The organism is Arthrobacter sp. NPDC057013, from assembly GCF_042674585.1.
Taxonomy (GTDB): Bacteria; Actinomycetota; Actinomycetes; order Actinomycetales; family Micrococcaceae; genus Arthrobacter.
In genome coordinates this window covers 64154-78322 of record NZ_JBHUSE010000020.1, presented here as the reverse complement: position 1 = coordinate 78322, position 14169 = coordinate 64154, and the positions used below count along the sequence as shown (strand labels likewise).

Genomic DNA, 14169 nt, shown 5'->3' with positions numbered 1-14169 from the left:
GCTTTTCTGTTTCCGCATCAATGTCTGACCCCCGTGAAAGAGTCTCACCATGACCGCTCCACTCCTTGCCCACGCCACGGAATATGGCCGCATGTATGCCCGCTCCACCACGGAGCAGTTCACGGTTCCCTCCATTACCACCGTGATCGGGCAACAGGCCCACGGGCTGGACGGCTGGTTCGGCTACATGGGCGCCAGCAGCCTGGCCAAGGATCCCTCCCTGCCCGAGATCCTGGGCAGCCCCGCGCGGGTGCGGCAGGCGGTGAACCGTGCGGCCAAGGCGGCCGAAACCTACCGGGACGAGGCAGCGCAGCGCGGGGACCGGGTGCATTATTACTGCGAGCAGGTGGCACTGCGGGCGCTCGGCCGGCCGCACCAGATGAAGGAGGCCCGCGAAGCGCTGGCCTCCAACGGCGAGGAAGCCTTCGCCGCCCGCTTCGACGAGTGGTGGGAGCTGTTCCGGGTGGAGCCGATCGCTCCGGAGATCACTGTGTGGAACAAGACCGTGGGATACGCAGGAACACTGGACCTGGTCGCAAAGATCAACGGACGCACCTGCCTCATCGACTACAAGACCAAGGGAACGACGCGCGACGGCCAGGTCAAGCCCCTCGACGACAAGGTGGTCATGCAGCTTGTTGCCGGGATGAAGGCGGAGGAAAGCCTGGTGGATCCGGTGGCAGGGGAGTGGGAGCCGTGGCAGCACGGCGATGGCCCGGTGCTGCTCGCCGTCGCGATCGGTGAAACCGAAGTCCGGCCAGTCCGTGCCAATCCCGAAGTCCTGAAGCACCACTGGTGGAAGTTCTGCGCCCTGCGCCGGGTATGGGAAATGTCCGCGGACACCGTCAGCGCCGGACCCGCGCTGCTGCCGTTGGCGCCGCCGGTCTATTCCTGAGAGCAACTAAACTGGACTGGATCCTGTACCCGTTCACCGTGAGGAAATGACTGCACATGGCAATTCTGAATATCCGTATCATCGGCGACCCCGTGCTGCGCACGGTTGCCGACCCTGTCACGGATTTCGGGCCGGAGCTGGCCAGGCTCGTTGCCGACATGACCGAAACGATGGAGGACGTGGAGGGTGCAGGCCTGGCCGCACCCCAGATCGGGGTCAGCCTCCGGGTTTTTACCTACCGGATCGGCGGCGTCGAGGGCCACATTGTCAACCCGGTGCTGGAAAACAGCGAGGACTTCCAGCCGGATGAGGTGGAGGGGTGCCTCTCGATTCCGGGCCTGGGCTTCCCGGTCCGCCGCTACCGCAGCACCCGGGTGACCGGCCTCGACATGAACGGCAACCCTGTCTCGGTGGAGGCGGAGGGCATGCTTGCCCGCTGCTTCCAGCACGAAACCGACCATCTTGACGGCATCCTGTTTACCGACCGGCTCGAAGGCGAGGACCGCAAGGCCGCCCTGCGTTCCATCCGCAATGCGAACTACGACTCCATCACCGAACAGACCACCGCCAAGCGCGCCAAGACCGTCGGCTCCAGCTTTGGCGGCGGCAGCTTTGGGGCGGCAACGTCCGGATCCGGCAGCTTCGGCGCTCCCGGATGAGGGTCCTCTTTGCTGGAACACCGTCCGTAGCTGTCCCCTCCCTGGATGCGCTGGTGGCCGCCGGTTTCGAAATCGTCGCGGTGCTGACCAGGCCGGACGCGCCGGTGGGACGCAAACGTGTCCTCACGCCGTCGCCCGTTGCCGCCCGGGCCGCCGAGCTCGGCATCGACATCATCCACGCGTCCCGGGTGGACGCAGCCGTGACCGAACGCATCGCCGAAGCCCGTCCCGATGTGGCGGCGATCGTCGCCTACGGCGGGCTTGTGCCCCGGGCGGCACTGGACATTCCGCGGCACGGCTGGATCAACCTGCACTTCTCACTGCTGCCGGCCTGGCGCGGGGCGGCGCCGGTGCAGCGGTCCGTCATCGCCGGTGACGACATCACCGGTGCCGTGACTTTCCAGCTGGAGGAGGGGCTCGACACCGGTCCCGTCATCGGCACCCTGACAGAAGCCGTGGGTCCGGACGACACCTCCGGGGCGCTGCTTGAACGGCTGTCCCACAGCGGCGCCGTCCTGCTTGCGCAGACCCTGTCCGCCGTCGGATCCGGCGCCGCGTCGCCGGTTCCCCAACAGGGAGAAGTGAGCCTGGCGCCCAAGCTGACCATCGACGACGGCCGCATCGACTGGTCGGAGCCGGCCCTGTCCGTAGGCCGCCGCGCACGCGGTGTAACACCCGAACCGGGGGCCTGGACCATCCTTGACGGCCAGCGGCTGAAGCTTGAACCGGTGCGGCTCCGTCCAGATGTGACAGACATTCGGCCAGGACAACTGGCCCTGGCCGGCAAGAGCGTGGTGGTGGGCACCGGTTCGCACGCCGTCGAACTCACCAAGGTGCAGCCTGCCGGCAAGAAAATGATGGCCGCAGCCGACTGGGCGCGCGGCCAGTCCTCCCTCGAAAGCGTGGTATTCCAATGAGTGACTCGGGCAGAAGCGGATCCGGGCAGGGGCGGTCAAGCCGCGGCGGCCAGCGCGGTTCAGGAGACCAGCGCGGTTCAGGAGACCAGCGCGGTTCGGGTGCCGGCGGTTCCGGTACGGGCGGCTCCGACCAGCGCCGCGGCGGGGGCGGCGCCAGCCGCCGCAACGCCCAGGGCAGGGAGCGCAACCGCGGCCCGCAGCGCAACTTCACCGAGAACGCACCGTCGCAGCGCACCCGCAGGGCAGACCCCGCCAGGCTGGTGGCCTTTGAAGTGCTGCGTGCAGTTGCTGCCGAGGACGCCTATGCAAACCTCGTGCTCCCGGCGCGCATCCGGCAGCACGGCCTCGACAGGCGGGACGCAGGTTTCGCCACCGAACTCAGCTACGGCGCGCTGCGCAACCAGGGCACCTACGACGCCATCCTTGCCCGCTGCGTGGACCGGCCCCTGGACAAGCTGGATCCGGCGGTCCTGGATGCCCTGCGCATCGGCGTTCACCAGCTGCTGGCAATGCGCGTCCCCGCACACGCGGCCCTTGACCAGACCGTCGGCCTCGCCCGTGCGGTCATCGGCGCCGGACCGTCCACATTGATCAACGCCGTGCTCCGCAAGGTAACTGCCCGCGGCCTCGACGAGTGGCTGGACGAGCTGGTCGCCGGCGAGCAGGATGAGACCAAGGTTGCTTCCGTCCGCTATGCCCATCCCGAGTGGATTGTCCGTGCACTCCGGCAGTCGCTCGTGGCCCACGGCCGGCCGGTCGGCGAGATCAACGACCTCCTGGAAGCGGACAACGCAGCCCCCGTCGTCAACCTGGTGGCGCTCCCCGGGCTGGGAAGCCTGGACGAGGCACTTGAGAACGGCGCTGTCCCCGGCGAACTGGTGGAAGGATCCGCGCTGTCCAGCGGCGGCGACCTCGGCCGGCTGGAGTCCGTCCGGTCCGGGACCACGCGGGTGCAGGACGTTGGTTCCCAGCTGGTGGCCCGGGCCCTGGCGGCCGCAAGCCTCGAGGCAGGAATTGGCAGCGGCACCGAAGAAAACACCGGGGAAACCTGGCTCGATCTCTGCGCCGGACCGGGCGGCAAGGCAGCCCTGCTGGGCGCGCTGGCGAACGAACGCGGAGCCACGCTGCTGGCCAACGAGCCCGCCCCGCACCGGGCCAAACTGGTCAGCCAGGCACTGTCCGCGGTTCCGTCGGACGTCTGGACCGTTCGGACCGGCGACGGCCGCGAGGTCGGGTCCGAGCAGCCGGCGGCCTTTGACCGTGTGCTCGTCGACGTGCCCTGCAGCGGACTCGGCGCCTTGCGCCGCCGGCCCGAGTCCCGCTGGCGCCGCACCCCCAAGGACCTTTCCGACCTGGGACCGCTGCAGCGCGAACTGCTGAACTCTGCCCTGGCGGCCGTCCGGCCCGGCGGCGTGGTGGCCTACGTGACCTGTTCGCCGCACCCGGCCGAAACCACCGCGGTGGTCAGCGACGCGCTGCGCAAGCGGGACGACCTGGAACTCCTGGACGCCGGCAGCGTCCTGGACTCCGTCAGCCTCGGCGGCGGCCTGGGTGCTGGTCACGGGAAGACCGCGCAGCTGTGGCCGCACGTCCACAGCACGGATGCCATGTTCCTCGCCCTGATCCGCCGCAAGAGCTGAGTTCCGCCGCGCGCGCTGACGTTCCCGCAGGCGCTGAGTTCCCACTGACTGACCCCATATCCCGGACTTCCGTCCCGCGAAAGGACCCCGCATGACGCAGTGCTGCATCAACCCGAGCATCCTCTCCGCCGACTTCGTGAACCTCGAAGCCGAGCTGCAGAAAATCAGCAACGCCGATTCCGTGCATGTGGATGTGATGGACAACCACTTTGTCCCCAACCTCACCCTGGGGCTTCCCGTGGTCCAGCGGATCCAGGCGGTCAGCCCGGTTCCGCTGGACGCCCACCTCATGATTTCCGACGCCGACCGCTGGGCACCCGGTTACGCGGATGCCGGCATTGCTTCCGTGACGTTCCATGCCGAGGCGTCGATCGCGCCGGTCAAGCTCGCCCGTGAGCTGCGGGCCCGGGGTTCGAAGGCCGGGATGGCGCTGCGTCCCGCTACGGCGGTGGATCCGTACCTGGACATGCTTCCGGAGCTGGACATGCTGCTGATCATGACCGTGGAGCCCGGCTTTGGCGGGCAGGCATTCCTTGACCTGACGCTGCCCAAGATCCGCCGCGCCCGCGCGGCGATCGAAGGAGCAGGCGTGAACGTGGCCATCCAGGTGGACGGCGGAATCACCGAGGAAACGATCGTCCGTGCCGCGGAAGCCGGCGCGAATGTCTTTGTCGCCGGCTCGGCCGTTTACGGGGCTGCGGATCCGTCCGGCGCCATCGACCGGCTGCGCAAGGCCGGCAGCCTCTAGCCACAGGAACAGGTTCCTGCCATCCGGGGCACCGTCATGGAGGCCGCAACCGGTCTCCGTGACGGCCCCATGACGGTTTGTAGCGGGAATAGCCTGGGCACCCGCCAAGTTGTGTCAGAATAGCAACACACAATACGTGCTCCGGGGTCGGTGTAAGTCCGAACCGGCGGTGATAGTCCGCGACCCGCGAGCCGGCGTTTCCCTTTTGGAAGCCCGGCGGACGGTTGAACCGGTGAAATTCCGGTACCGACAGTTATAGTCTGGATGAGAGAAGCACGTACAGCTGTACTTGTGGCGTTCCACAACGCCGCTGCGTTTCGCTGTCGTATACCCCGGAGCAGTCTCGGCTCTTGAGGGAAGGAACGACACGTACGCATGGACATCCTGCGTTGGCTCTTCGAGGCCCAGATCCCTGTGGGGGGATCGGTGCTTATTCTCCGTGAAGTGCTGGGAAACATCTTTGGCCTGGCCAGTGCCCTCGGCGGCATGCGGCGCAAGGTCTGGGCATGGCCGGTGGGCATCGCCGGCAACCTGCTCCTCCTGACAGTCTTTCTGGGCAACGTCTTCGGCTCCGCCACGCCCGCCACGCTGTGGGGACAGGCCGGCCGGCAGGTCATGTTCATCATGGTGGCCGTCTACGGCTGGAAGCGCTGGCAGCAGAGCCGCCGGGCGGCAGGATCCTCTACGGCGATCACGCCCGCCTGGGCCAGCGCCAGGACCCGCGTGGCGCTGGTGCTCGCGCTGGTGGCCGGAACGGCCGCCCTCACCCCGCTCTTCGACTCCCTGGGCTCCTACCCGCCGGTGTGGGCCGATGCCTGGACCTTCATGGGCTCGCTCCTGGCCACCTACGGCATGGCCCGCGGCTGGACCGAGTTCTGGCTGGTCTGGGTGGCCGTGGACGTGGTGGGGGTTCCGCTGCTCTTCAGCGCCGGGTACTTCGCCAGCGCCTTCATGTACCTCTTCTACGGCTTCTTCACCCTGGCCGGCTTCATTGTCTGGTGGCGGGCATCCCGGACCCTGGCCCAGGCTGACCCCTCGACCGTCGCTGACCTCTCGACTGTCGCTGAGCCCTCGACCGTCAAGGTTGAGACAGCCTTCCCGGACCCGGCGGTGTCCAAGTGACTGCCGCCCAGACGCCGGTAACGGCCTTCAGCGCCGCTGAAACAGCCGCCATGGACACGGCCCTGGAAGCCGCCCTGCAGGGGCCCCGGGGCGCCAATCCGCTGGTGGGCGCCGTCGTCGTCGGACCTGACGGACGGCAGCTGGCCACGGGCTACCACCGCGGAGCCGGCACCGCGCACGCCGAAGCCGACGCGATAGCGGCGGCGGTCAGCTCCGGCGTCGACCTTCACGGGACCACCATGGTGGTCACCCTCGAGCCCTGCAACCACGTGGGCCGCACGGGACCGTGCGCCCGGGCCATCGTCGACGCCGGGATAGCGAACGTCGTCTACGCCGTCGACGACCCCCACGATCCCGCCGCGGGGGGCGCTGCCACCCTGCGGGCTGCGGGAGTCAGCGTGCGCAGCGGACTTGCAGCGGAGCGTGCGCTGGAGCTGAACCGGCGCTGGTTCCAGGCCGTCGACGCCAAGCGCCCGTTCGTCACCCTGCACATCGCCCAGACGCTGGACAGCCGGATCGCGGCCGAGGACGGAACCAGCCAGTGGATTTCCAGCCCGGAATCGCTGGCGGACAACCACGGCATCCGGAACAGGATCGACGCCATCCTCGTGGGGACGCAGACCGTCCTGGTGGACAACCCCCGCCTGACAGCCCGCGACGCCAACGGCGAAACCACCGGAAAGCAGCCGCTGCGCGCGGTCATGGGACTCCGCGACGTGCCGGCGGACGCCGCCGTACGCGGCGACGACGGCAAGGTCATGCACCTTCCCACCCGGGACCCGCACGAGGCTTTGGCCATGCTGTTCGCGGCCGGGACCCGGCACGTCATGGTGGAGGGCGGATCGCGGATCCTCAGCGCCTTCCTGGCCGAGGGCCTCGTGGACGAGCTCATCGTCTACCTGGCGCCCACGCTGCTGGGCTCCGGAACGCCGGCCCTCAACGGCCTGGGCATCGGAACGCTCGCGGCGGCGCAACGCTGGGAATGGGATGCCGCGTCCGGCGGCGCGGTCCGGTACCTCGGCAGGGACCTTCGCCTTCACCTCCTGCCGGAGGAAGCCAGCGGGGCCCAGCCAACAGCAACACAATCAACGTCAACCGATTCACTATCTGTCCGCACAGGAGCGGACACAGCCATGGGAGGCTACTGATGTTCACCGGAATTATCGCCGAACAGGGAAAGGTCCTGTCCGTGGACCGGAACGGGGACACAAGCGCAACGCTGCGCCTGCACGCCCCCGGAACCGCTGAAGGGCTGCCGCTGGGCGGCTCCATCGCGGTCAACGGCGTGTGCCTGACGGCCACGGCCATCGACGGCAAGGACTTCAGCGTCGACGTCATGGGCGAAACCCTCGTCCGCAGCACCATCGGCGAACTCGCCGCGGGCGACCCCGTCAACCTGGAACGCTGCGTCCCCGCCGGCGGGCGCCTTGACGGCCACGTCGTCCAGGGCCACGTGGACGGCGTCGGCGAACTGCTCGAACGCGAGCCGCAGGGAAACTGGGAACGGCTCCGCTTCGGCGTGCCCCAGCGGCTTGCACGCTACATCGCGGAAAAGGGTTCCATCGCGATCGACGGCGTCTCCCTCACCGTCACCGCGGTCAGCCCGGCAGCCGAAACGGCGCCGTGGTTCGAGGTGGGGCTCATCCCCACCACCCTGGCCGATACCGGGCTCGGCGCCAAGCCGGCCGGCAGCAGGGTCAACCTTGAAGTGGACGTGCTGGCCAAGTACACCGAGCGGCTGCTCGCGTTCCGCGCTGGCTCGGAAGTCGCTGCAGGTTCGGAGGTACAGCTGTGAGCGGCACGGTAAAGCTTGACGCGGCGGTTTCCGGCGCGGATCCGGCCGACCTGAATCCCGGCAACGTCACCCTGGACTCGATCGAGGACGCTGTCCGCGCCATGGCGGCCGGCCGGCCGGTGCTGGTGGTGGACAACGAGGACCGGGAAAACGAAGGCGACATCATCTTCGCCGCCCAGCACGCCACCCCGGCACTCATGGGCTGGACCATCCGGTACAGCTCCGGCGTCATCTGCGTGCCGCTCGACGGTGCCCGTGCCGACGTGCTGGAACTGCCGCCCATGGTGGAGGTCAACCAGGATTCGAAGGGCACGGCGTACACCGTTTCCTGCGATGCCGCCACCGGTGTGAGCACCGGCATCTCGGCCACCGACCGGGCACTGACCGCCCGTGTCATCGCAGATCCGGCCAGCGGGCCGGATCTGCTGACCCGTCCAGGGCATATTTTCCCGCTGCGGGCCGTTAATGGGGGAGTGCGTGAACGCCCAGGCCACACCGAAGCGGCCGTCGACCTCTGCCGGCTCGCCGGCCTGGAGCCGGTGGGCGTGATCGCCGAAGTGGTGTACGACGACGGTGAGATGATGCGGCTGGACGGACTCCGGGTTTTCGCTGCCGAGCACGGCTGCCCCTTGATCTCGATTGAGGACCTGGTTGCCTATCTGGGAGCTGACAACCGTGTATCTTCACAGGAGAGCACTTTGGAAGTCAGTCCGGCCGGAGAAGGGGAAACACGATGACGGCATCTCAAACAGCGGAACCGAGCAGCAACGGCCGGCAGCCGCATCCGGTGAGCAGCGGCCCCGTGGTCCAGCTGCCCACGGCGTTCGGTGATTTCGTGACGCAGGCCTGGACCGATCTGGTGACCGGGGCTGAACACCTGGCAGTCAGCTCCCCGAATGCACCCAAGGACGGCAAGGCGCCGCTGGTGCGGCTGCATTCGGAATGCCTCACCGGGGACGTTTTTGGCTCCTACCGCTGCGACTGCGGCGAGCAGCTCGCCTACGCCCTGGAGATGATTGCCGAGAACGGCGGTACGCTGCTGTACCTCCGCGGCCAGGAAGGCCGGGGCATCGGGCTGGCCAACAAGATCAAGGCCTACGCCCTGCAGGAGGCCGGGTTCGACACCGTCGAGGCCAACGAGCAGCTGGGCCTGCCAGTGGACGCCCGCTGCTACAAGGCCGCGGCGCAGATCCTGGCCGAAATGGGCCTGCACGAGATCCGCCTGCTGAGCAACAACCCGGACAAGCAGAACCGCCTGGCCACGGCCGGCGTCAAGGTCGTCGAGATGGTGCCCACCGAGGTGCCGTCGCGGGAGCAGAACCTCAGGTACCTGCAGACCAAGAAGGACCGGATGGACCACCTGCTGACCCTCGACACCGAGACCGCGGGAATGCCCCGCACCGGCACTGACACTTTTGACCTCGAACAAGACTGAACGGACCACGAAGACTTTATGAGCGGACACGGCGCACCCCAGATTGACCTCACCACCCTCGACCCCGCGGAAACGTCGCAGCTGAAGCTGGCGATCGTGGCGGCCAGCTGGCACACCCAGATCATGGACGGGCTCCTGGACGGCGCCCTGCGCGCAGCCAAGGACGCCGGCATCAACGAGCCGACGGTGCTGCGCGTCCCGGGCAGCTTTGAGCTTCCTGTCGCTGCCGCGCGGCTGGCACCGCACTTTGACGCCGTCGTTGCCCTCGGCGTCGTCATCCGCGGCGGAACGCCGCACTTTGAGTATGTTTGCCAGGCCGCGACGTCGGGACTCACCGACGTGAGCGTCAGCACCGGCGTGCCGGTCGGGTTCGGCGTGCTCACCTGCGACACCGAAGAGCAGGGCCTGGACCGGGCCGGACTGCCCGGATCCTCGGAGGACAAAGGGCACGAGGCCGTCACAGCAGCACTTTCCACGGCGCTGTTGCTCAAGAACTACTAGGAACATTTCCCCAGTTCCGGGGCGGTGCGGGGGTGCGGGCGCAAGCACACAGCGTGTGTAATCGCTCACATCCCCGCCGTCATGGAACTGCCCGACAGGCGGGCCCGCGCCCCAAGCAAGTAGGCTGGAGGGCGTGAAGAATTTCGAGACGCTGTTCGCAGAACTGAGCGAGAAGGCAGCGACCCGCCCCGAGGGCTCCCGCACCGTCGCCGAACTGGAGTCGGGAATCCACGGCATCGGCAAGAAGGTCGTGGAGGAAGCAGCTGAAGTCTGGATGGCAGCCGAGTACGAATCCGACGAAGCCGCCGCCGAGGAGATCTCGCAGCTCCTGTACCACCTGCAGGTCCTGATGCTCGCCAAAGGACTCAGCCTGGAAGACGTCTACAAGCATCTCTAGCCGCCTCTGCGTGGCCCCGCTTGCCTGACCCAAACTTCCAAACCAGAAAGACCTCCTAATGCTGCGTGTAGCCGTACCCAACAAGGGATCCCTGTCCGAAGCCGCCTCCGCCATGCTGTCCGAGGCGGGCTACCGCCAGCGCCGGGACAGCCGCGAGCTGGTCATGGTGGACCCCGACAACGACATCGAGTTCTTCTTCCTCCGCCCCCGCGACATCGCCGTTTACGTCGGGCAGGGAACGCTCGACGTCGGAATCACCGGCCGCGACCTGCTGCTGGACGCGCAGGTGGAGGCAGAGGAACTGCTTCCGCTCGGTTTTGCCGCCTCGACGTTCCGCTTCGCCGGACCGATCGGCGACTTCAGCACCGTGGATGAACTCGAGGGCAAGCGCCTTGCCACCAGCTACGACGGCCTCCTGCGCGATTACCTTGCCGAGCGGGGCATCAAGGCGAAGGTGGTCCGGCTGGACGGTGCGGTGGAATCCTCCGTGCGCCTCGGCGTCGCGGACGCCATTGCCGACGTCGTCGAAACGGGCAACACCCTCAAGGCCGCCGGCATGGAGATCTTCGGTGATCCGATCCTCAAGTCCGAGGCTGTGCTCATCCGCCGCACCGGCGAGGGCGGTGCGGCCAACGGCACGGCGAAGGAAATTGACGTCCTGATCCGCCGCCTGCAGGGCGTCCTGGTGGCGCGCCAGTATGTGCTCATGGACTACGACATCCGCAAGGAGCTCGTGGAGCAGGCCGCCGGCCTCACGCCCGGCCTGGAATCGCCCACCGTTTCGCCGCTGCGCGACTCCGACTGGGTGGCCGTCCGCTCCATGGTGCCCAAGAAGGAAACCAACCGGATCATGGATGAACTGTACGACCTCGGCGCCCGCGCCATCCTGGTCAGCAGCATCCACGCCTGCCGGATCTGACCCGGTTTCCTTCCGACAGCCCACCCCAGCAGCACAACAGGAGAAGTCATGGCTGTAGCCGTCCGCGTTATTCCCTGCCTGGACGTTGATGCCGGCCGCGTGGTCAAAGGCATCAACTTCGAAGGCCTCCGCGACGCCGGAGACCCCGTGGAATTGGCCCACCGTTACGACAACGCCGGCGCCGACGAACTGACCTTCCTGGACGTGACCGCGTCCTCCGGCAACCGGGAAACGACGTTCGACGTCGTCCGCCGGACCGCCGAGGAAGTGTTCATCCCGCTCACCGTAGGCGGCGGCGTCCGCGGCGTGGCCGAGGTGGACAAGCTGCTGCGCTTCGGGGCCGACAAGGCCTCCATCAACACCGCCGCCGTGGCACGCCCCGACGTCATCGACGAAATCACCCGGCACTTCGGTTCCCAGGTGCTGGTGCTGTCCGTGGACGCACGGCGCGTCCGCCCCGGATCCCAGCCCACGCCGTCGGGCTTTGAAGTGACCACCCACGGTGGCCGCCAGGGCACCGGAATCGATGCGGTCGCCTGGGCCAGGGAAGCGGCGGACCGCGGGGTCGGCGAGATCCTGCTGAACTCCATCGACGCCGACGGCACCAAGGACGGCTTCGACCTCGAGCTCATCCGGCTGGTGCGGTCCGCGGTCAAGGTTCCCATCATCGCCTCCGGCGGCGCCGGCGAACCCGCGCACTTCCCGCCTGCGGTCCAGGCCGGGGCGGATGCAGTGCTCGCGGCATCGATCTTCCACTGGGGCCCGGACGACATGATGGCCCAGGTCAAGACGGCCATCCGTGACGCCGGCTTCGAGGTCCGCTAGTCCCCACCCCCGTTGCTTGTTACAGCCCTACTTCTGCTGACTGGAGGAGGGCGACGGCGTCCGGCTGGCCTTCGAAGGTGACCAGCGCATGGCGCGTGCGTCCGTGGGCGTGCATGAGCAGCTCGCCGGGTTCACCCACGATCGCCACCGAGACCGGCGCGCGCTTGGCCACGTGCCGGGGGCCGGAGGGGCTGACCAGGACGATGCCCAGGTCCACGCCGCGGTAGAGGATGGCTGCCCGCTTGACGAGCTCATCCCACAGAGCGTCCGAATACTCCTCATCGAGGGCGCGGGGTGCCCAGCGGTCAACGGCGCGCCGGACGTCCTCCGTGTGGACGAAATATTCGATCAGGTTCGAGCTCTCATCCAGTGCCTTGATCTTCATGGGCGAGAGGGCCGGCGGTCCCGCGCGGAACGAGTTCACGAGCTTGGCGTAGTCGTCGGCGGTCCTGAGCTTTCCGGCCAGACGCGCGGTTGCCTTGTCCGAAGCTTTGGACAGGCTCTTGATGATCAGGCCCAGCCCGACGGCAGCTTTCCGTTCACGCAGGTACAGGTGGGCTGCGAGGTCTCTGGTCTTCCAGCCCTTGCAGAGCGTGGGGGAGTCAGGACCGGCCGCCAGCAGGGTCTCGGCCAGGACTTCTCGGGACGGATCGACGAAATGCATCACTTGGAAAACTAGCACGTCCCCGGTGGAGTTGCGCAGTCTGTTGGTAACGGTGAATTTGTTCCGTTCTTCGCCATGCGGCCGCGCCCTTTCCGGAACGGGAGACGCTTCAAGAAACTCCAAGCTTTTTCCAAGCTGAGGCACCAAGTATTTGCAGGGGGAGTGCACGCAACTGGCTCCAGCGCATCATCAGACAAGTGTTGTCTGCTTCCGGGGGTGAGCCGGAAGGCTGCAGTGGGGCGAACAACAAAACTCCATCTGTGGCGTGAGGACAAACAATGAGCACTCTAAAGAAAATGGGCACACTCGGCAGCCTGGGGCTGCTTGTATCGGGCAGTCTGATTTTCGGCGGCGCCAACGCCGTCATGGCGGCGACGTGCAGGACGGGGCTGGCAGCCCCCACCAGCACCACCTTCACGGGGACCCTCGTGACCGCCACCAACTTTGAGGGCAACACCCTGTCGCCGTTCACCCGGAGCACTGCCGGAACCGGAACGGTGGCAGTGACAAGCCCCAAGGCGCACTCGGGAACATGCTCTGCCAGGATCCGTGCCACGGACACCTTGGGCTCGGTGGCAAACCTGCGGGTGGGGCTCGCCGCCGGGACCAAGCGGGCCAGCGCGGATGCCTGGGTTAACATCACAACTGGCGGCCTTGCCGGCAATAATGTGCCGTACGTCCGGTTCTTCTCGGGGTCGACGCGCGTGGCCGACGTCTTCCGCAACAACGCCAACGGGCAGCTGTGGCTGCGGCTTGCCAACCCGAACGGCACGCTCAGCTACACCAGGCTCCGGGCCGCCGCCGTTCCGCTGAACACCTGGCAGCATATCCGGATGCAGGTGCGCGCGGATACTGCCAGGTCCAACATCCAGATTTGGTTCGGAACCGTCCAGGTGTTCAACAGGACAGTGGGTCTTCCCTCCGCTACCCTCAGCAGGGTCCAGTTCGGCGCCGAGCACCCGCGACAGATGGGCGACAGCTATGTTGACGACGTCGTTGTGAAGCGTTCCGCCACCTGACATCCGGCGGCCACGCGGCCCGTAGGCGGCTCATTGCCCCTGCGGGCCGTGGGTGTGCCGGGGGAAGCTGATCCAGTACCACCGGGATGGGCACTAGACTTGACGTGATGTCTGAGCAGCCCGCCCCCAGCCCCGCCCCCGCCTCAACCGCCGGCGCACCTTCTTCCGATGCCTCCTCCTCCGTTGCCGGTGAAAGCCTGTTGGCGGGGAGCCCCCTTCCGGCCGAGATCGCCTCGGCCCTGAAGCGGGACGGTGCCGGGCTCGTGGCTGCCATCGTGCAGCAATTCGACACCAACGAGGTACTCATGCTGGGCTGGATGGACGATGAGGCCCTGAACCGGACCATGACCACTGGCCGCGTGACGTTCTATTCGCGCTCCCGCCAGGAGTATTGGCGCAAGGGTGATACTTCCGGCCACGTGCAGTGGGTGAAGTCGGTGGCCCTGGACTGCGACGGCGACGCCCTCCTCGTGCGCGTGGACCAGGTGGGGGCAGCATGCCACACCGGTACCCGGACCTGCTTTGACGGCCGGGCCTTCGACGTTGTGGCAGGCCCGGCCAACTAGCGCCGCCGCCCCCACCCAACAGGCCTCCACGCCGGCTCAAGGCTGCAGGCCCACCCAACAGGCTTCA

The 14169-nt window shown here is 67.5% G+C and carries 17 protein-coding genes and 1 riboswitch; of the genes, 16 read left to right on the top strand and 1 reads right to left on the bottom strand.

The features are described 5' to 3' along the window. Positions 1-49 precede the first annotated feature (49 nt). The 14 genes from ACFTSA_RS20080 to hisF all read left to right on the top strand — a co-directional run bounded on the left by ACFTSA_RS20080 (position 50) and on the right by hisF (position 11853). Positions 50-895 (top strand): cytochrome, encoded by an 846-nt coding sequence (locus ACFTSA_RS20080; RefSeq protein ID WP_331574751.1) that lies wholly within the window; start codon positions 50-52, stop codon positions 893-895. A 56-nt stretch (positions 896-951) separates the two neighbouring features. Continuing rightward, the gene (gene def / locus ACFTSA_RS20075) at positions 952-1554 is read left to right on the top strand and encodes a peptide deformylase (protein ID WP_377953538.1); all 603 of its coding nucleotides are present in this window, start codon (positions 952-954) and stop codon (positions 1552-1554) included. Next, a complete protein-coding gene (gene fmt, locus ACFTSA_RS20070; RefSeq protein WP_377953536.1) occupies positions 1551-2471 on the top strand; it encodes a methionyl-tRNA formyltransferase in 921 nt (306 codons plus the stop codon). The genes def and fmt overlap by 4 nt, the downstream gene beginning before the upstream one ends. Continuing rightward, positions 2468-4111: an RsmB/NOP family class I SAM-dependent RNA methyltransferase gene (locus ACFTSA_RS20065; protein WP_377953535.1), complete on the top strand. Its 1644-nt coding sequence runs from the start codon at positions 2468-2470 to the stop codon at positions 4109-4111. The genes fmt and ACFTSA_RS20065 overlap by 4 nt, the downstream gene beginning before the upstream one ends. Before the next feature lie 91 nt (positions 4112-4202). Then, positions 4203-4859 (top strand): ribulose-phosphate 3-epimerase, encoded by a 657-nt coding sequence (gene rpe, locus ACFTSA_RS20060; RefSeq protein WP_377953534.1) that lies wholly within the window; start codon positions 4203-4205, stop codon positions 4857-4859. Between the two features lie 132 nt (positions 4860-4991). Next, a riboswitch (FMN riboswitch) is annotated at positions 4992-5140 on the top strand. 94 nt (positions 5141-5234) lie between these two features. Next, a complete protein-coding gene (gene pnuC, locus ACFTSA_RS20055; protein ID WP_377953533.1) occupies positions 5235-5981 on the top strand; it encodes a nicotinamide riboside transporter PnuC in 747 nt (248 codons plus the stop codon). 50 nt (positions 5982-6031) lie between these two features. Further along, positions 6032-7129 (top strand): bifunctional diaminohydroxyphosphoribosylaminopyrimidine deaminase/5-amino-6-(5-phosphoribosylamino)uracil reductase RibD, encoded by a 1098-nt coding sequence (ribD, locus tag ACFTSA_RS20050; RefSeq protein ID WP_377953560.1) that lies wholly within the window; start codon positions 6032-6034, stop codon positions 7127-7129. Next, entirely contained in the window at positions 7129-7776 is a 648-nt protein-coding gene (locus tag ACFTSA_RS20045) for a riboflavin synthase (protein ID WP_377953531.1), read from the top strand. Before ribD ends, ACFTSA_RS20045 begins: the two co-directional genes overlap by 1 nt. Before the next feature lie 50 nt (positions 7777-7826). Continuing rightward, positions 7827-8513, top strand: a complete 687-nt coding sequence (gene ribB, locus ACFTSA_RS20040) for a 3,4-dihydroxy-2-butanone-4-phosphate synthase (RefSeq protein WP_377953559.1) — start codon at positions 7827-7829, stop codon at positions 8511-8513. Beyond that, the gene (gene ribA, locus ACFTSA_RS20035) at positions 8510-9211 is read left to right on the top strand and encodes a GTP cyclohydrolase II (RefSeq protein ID WP_377953529.1); all 702 of its coding nucleotides are present in this window, start codon (positions 8510-8512) and stop codon (positions 9209-9211) included. Before ribB ends, ribA begins: the two co-directional genes overlap by 4 nt. Before the next feature lie 18 nt (positions 9212-9229). Next, a complete protein-coding gene (ribH, locus tag ACFTSA_RS20030; protein WP_377953527.1) occupies positions 9230-9712 on the top strand; it encodes a 6,7-dimethyl-8-ribityllumazine synthase in 483 nt (160 codons plus the stop codon). Between the two features lie 133 nt (positions 9713-9845). Further along, positions 9846-10109, top strand: a complete 264-nt coding sequence (locus ACFTSA_RS20025; protein WP_003801526.1) for a phosphoribosyl-ATP diphosphatase — start codon at positions 9846-9848, stop codon at positions 10107-10109. Positions 10110-10167: 58 nt separating this feature from the next. Continuing rightward, positions 10168-11028 (top strand): ATP phosphoribosyltransferase, encoded by an 861-nt coding sequence (hisG, locus tag ACFTSA_RS20020; RefSeq protein WP_377953526.1) that lies wholly within the window; start codon positions 10168-10170, stop codon positions 11026-11028. A 48-nt stretch (positions 11029-11076) separates the two neighbouring features. Then, complete coding sequence (hisF, locus tag ACFTSA_RS20015) at positions 11077-11853, top strand: imidazole glycerol phosphate synthase subunit HisF (RefSeq protein WP_377953524.1); 777 nt, start codon at positions 11077-11079, stop codon at positions 11851-11853. Positions 11854-11872: 19 nt separating this feature from the next. Here hisF and ACFTSA_RS20010 read toward each other — a convergent pair whose 3' ends face one another. Beyond that, positions 11873-12517: a TIGR03085 family metal-binding protein gene (locus ACFTSA_RS20010; RefSeq protein WP_377953523.1), complete on the bottom strand. Its 645-nt coding sequence runs from the start codon at positions 12515-12517 to the stop codon at positions 11873-11875. A 278-nt stretch (positions 12518-12795) separates the two neighbouring features. Between ACFTSA_RS20010 and ACFTSA_RS20005 the strand changes: the two genes are divergently transcribed. Both ACFTSA_RS20005 and hisI read left to right on the top strand, forming a co-directional pair. Then, positions 12796-13536 (top strand): hypothetical protein, encoded by a 741-nt coding sequence (locus ACFTSA_RS20005; protein ID WP_377953522.1) that lies wholly within the window; start codon positions 12796-12798, stop codon positions 13534-13536. Between the two features lie 107 nt (positions 13537-13643). Beyond that, entirely contained in the window at positions 13644-14102 is a 459-nt protein-coding gene (hisI, locus tag ACFTSA_RS20000; RefSeq protein WP_377953521.1) for a phosphoribosyl-AMP cyclohydrolase, read from the top strand. Positions 14103-14169: the final 67 nt, after the last annotated feature.

Excerpts from the sequence above, each read along its gene's own strand:
- ACFTSA_RS20005 (WP_377953522.1), top strand. The coding sequence starts at position 12,796 with ATGAGCACTCTAAAGAAAATGGGCACACTCGGCAGCCTGGGGCTGCTT.
- ACFTSA_RS20065 (WP_377953535.1), top strand. The coding sequence starts at position 2,468 with ATGAGTGACTCGGGCAGAAGCGGATCCGGGCAGGGGCGGTCAAGCCGC.
- ribH (WP_377953527.1), top strand. The coding sequence starts at position 9,230 with ATGAGCGGACACGGCGCACCCCAGATTGACCTCACCACCCTCGACCCC.
- hisG (WP_377953526.1), top strand. The coding sequence starts at position 10,168 with ATGCTGCGTGTAGCCGTACCCAACAAGGGATCCCTGTCCGAAGCCGCC.
- ACFTSA_RS20010 (WP_377953523.1), bottom strand. The coding sequence starts at position 12,517 with ATGCATTTCGTCGATCCGTCCCGAGAAGTCCTGGCCGAGACCCTGCTG.
- ribD (WP_377953560.1), top strand. The coding sequence starts at position 6,032 with ATGGACACGGCCCTGGAAGCCGCCCTGCAGGGGCCCCGGGGCGCCAAT.
- ACFTSA_RS20045 (WP_377953531.1), top strand. The coding sequence starts at position 7,129 with ATGTTCACCGGAATTATCGCCGAACAGGGAAAGGTCCTGTCCGTGGAC.
- ribA (WP_377953529.1), top strand. The coding sequence starts at position 8,510 with ATGACGGCATCTCAAACAGCGGAACCGAGCAGCAACGGCCGGCAGCCG.
- ACFTSA_RS20080 (WP_331574751.1), top strand. The coding sequence starts at position 50 with ATGACCGCTCCACTCCTTGCCCACGCCACGGAATATGGCCGCATGTAT.
- rpe (WP_377953534.1), top strand. The coding sequence starts at position 4,203 with ATGACGCAGTGCTGCATCAACCCGAGCATCCTCTCCGCCGACTTCGTG.
- def (WP_377953538.1), top strand. The coding sequence starts at position 952 with ATGGCAATTCTGAATATCCGTATCATCGGCGACCCCGTGCTGCGCACG.
- fmt (WP_377953536.1), top strand. The coding sequence starts at position 1,551 with ATGAGGGTCCTCTTTGCTGGAACACCGTCCGTAGCTGTCCCCTCCCTG.
- hisF (WP_377953524.1), top strand. The coding sequence starts at position 11,077 with ATGGCTGTAGCCGTCCGCGTTATTCCCTGCCTGGACGTTGATGCCGGC.
- pnuC (WP_377953533.1), top strand. The coding sequence starts at position 5,235 with ATGGACATCCTGCGTTGGCTCTTCGAGGCCCAGATCCCTGTGGGGGGA.
- hisI (WP_377953521.1), top strand. The coding sequence starts at position 13,644 with ATGTCTGAGCAGCCCGCCCCCAGCCCCGCCCCCGCCTCAACCGCCGGC.